Here is a 1915-nt window from a genome sequence, read left to right on the forward strand (position 1 = left end):
CCAGCACCCGGTCGATCTCGGCGACGGCGTTCTCCGCGGTCAGCGCGGCGCGGGCGCAGGTGAGGTCGGTGTGCATCGCCGCGAAGCGGCCGAACTCGCCGTCTCCCAGGGTGTGGTGGACGCGGAGCTGCGCGGCCTGCTTGACCAGCGCGGGCGCCCCGACGACGTGCACCACCGGCACGTGCTCGGCGTAGCTGCCGGCGATCGCGTTGACCGCGCTCAGCTCGCCGACCCCGAAGGTGGTGCAGAGCGCGGCCATCCCGCGCAGCCGGGCGTACCCGTCCGCGGCGTAGCCCGCGTTGAGCTCGTTCGTGGTCCCGGTCCACGCGACGGTCGGGTGGTGCGTGACGTGGTCCAACAGGCCGAGGCTGTAGTCCCCCGGAACCCCGAACACCCGGTCGACGCCGAGCTCGGCCAGCCGGTCCACCAGGTGGTCGGCGACGGTGTAGCTGCTCACGGGAGCCTCCTCCAGCACCGGGGCGCTCGCCCCGCCTGGTCCCCACTGTGCCGGGGCCGGCTCCAACTCGACTCCAACGGATCATGGGCCGTCACGCTCCGATCGCGGATCGTGACGAATAGACCGCTGTGGGTGAACAACCCCGGCGCGTCCGGTTCGTTGAGCCCGCTGAGGTCGCGCGCAGATCTCGTGGTCCGGGTCGCTCCCGGACCGGAGGGTCGCATGACCCCGGGTCGGGCATCGCCTCGTCCTCGCCCAGCCATCGCGGCTCGAACCGGCAGGATGCGTTCCCGACCCGGGGACCCGCTCAGGTGTCGAAGTCCACCGTCACCTCGGCGGAGACGGGGAGGGTCTGACAGGTGAGGACGTAGCCCGCCTCGACCTCCGACTCCTCCAACGCGAAGTTGCGGCGCAGGGTGACCTCGCCGGAGGTGACCCGCGCCCGGCACGTCCCGCAGACCCCGCCCTTGCAGGCGAACGGGACGTCGGCCCGGACCTTCTGCGCCGCGTCGAGGACCGACTCGGTGTGCGCCAGGGTGAGGCGGGTGGTGCGGCCGTTGAGCACCATCGTGACCTCGCTGCCGCCCGCGACCTCCTCCTCGGCCCGGTGCACCTCGGGCGGCGGCTCGTCCACGTAGAACAGCTCGCGATGGACCCGCCGCCGCTCGACGCCGAGCTCGCCGAGGACCGCGACGGCGTCCTCGGTCATGCCCAGCGGCCCGCAGAGCCACCACTCGTCCACGCCCTCGACGTCCACCAGCGCGCCGAGCAGTGCCCGCAGCCGGTCCGCGTCTAGCCTGCCGTTCACGATCTCGGCCGCCGTCGGCTCCCGGGACAGCACGCTGACCAGGTGCAGCCGCGGACCGTGGGCGTTCTTCAGGTCCGCGATCTCCTCGGTGAACATCACGGTGTCCGAGCGGCGGTTGCCGTACAGCAGGGTCACGTGGGTGTCCGGGTGGGCCCCGAGCAGGGACGCGGCGATGGACAGCACCGGGGTGATCCCCGAGCCCGCGGCGATCAGCGCGTGGTGGGTGCCCGCGGCGAGCTCGGGGGTGAAGGAGCCTGCGGGCGGGCCGACCTCGACCTCGTCGCCCACCTCGAGCCGGTCCACCAGCCACTCGGAGAACAGCCCACCCGCCACGCGCCGGACGCCGACCCGCGGCGCGGCCCCCACGGGCGCGCAGATCGAGTACGACCGGCGCTCCTCACCACGCAGCAGGGTGAGGAACTGGCCGGGCCGGAAGGCGAACGTCTCGACCAAGTCCTCCGGCACCGCGAAGGTCACCGCGACGGCGTCCTCGCACAGCCGTTCCACATCGGACACCCGGAGCCGGTGGAAGAGGGCGGCGGACGTGGTCACCTCAGATCTCCTTCATGTGCTCGAAGGGCTCCCGGCAGGCGGGGCAGCGCCGCAACGCCGTGCACGCGGTGGGGCCGAACCGGGAGATCTCGTCGGTC

The 1915-nt window shown here is 72.9% G+C and carries 3 protein-coding genes; all 3 read right to left on the reverse strand.

Features of this window, described 5'->3' with window-relative positions:
* Positions 1 to 457 (reverse strand): thiamine pyrophosphate-binding protein (locus H5J29_RS30920; protein ID WP_312858490.1); only part of this gene is annotated, 457 nt, incomplete at its 3' end.
* 307 nt (positions 458 to 764) lie between these two features.
* Entirely contained in the window at positions 765 to 1817 is a 1053-nt protein-coding gene (gene paaE, locus H5J29_RS30925; protein ID WP_181784477.1) for a 1,2-phenylacetyl-CoA epoxidase subunit PaaE, read from the reverse strand.
* Between the two features lies 1 nt (position 1818).
* Entirely contained in the window at positions 1819 to 1905 is an 87-nt protein-coding gene (locus H5J29_RS36705) for a PaaD-like zinc ribbon domain-containing protein (RefSeq protein WP_446686503.1), read from the reverse strand.
* Positions 1906 to 1915 lie beyond the last annotated feature (10 nt).

Origin of the sequence: Pseudonocardia pini, assembly GCF_013870575.1 — a bacterium.
Taxonomy (GTDB): domain Bacteria; phylum Actinomycetota; class Actinomycetes; order Mycobacteriales; family Pseudonocardiaceae; genus Pseudonocardia; species Pseudonocardia pini.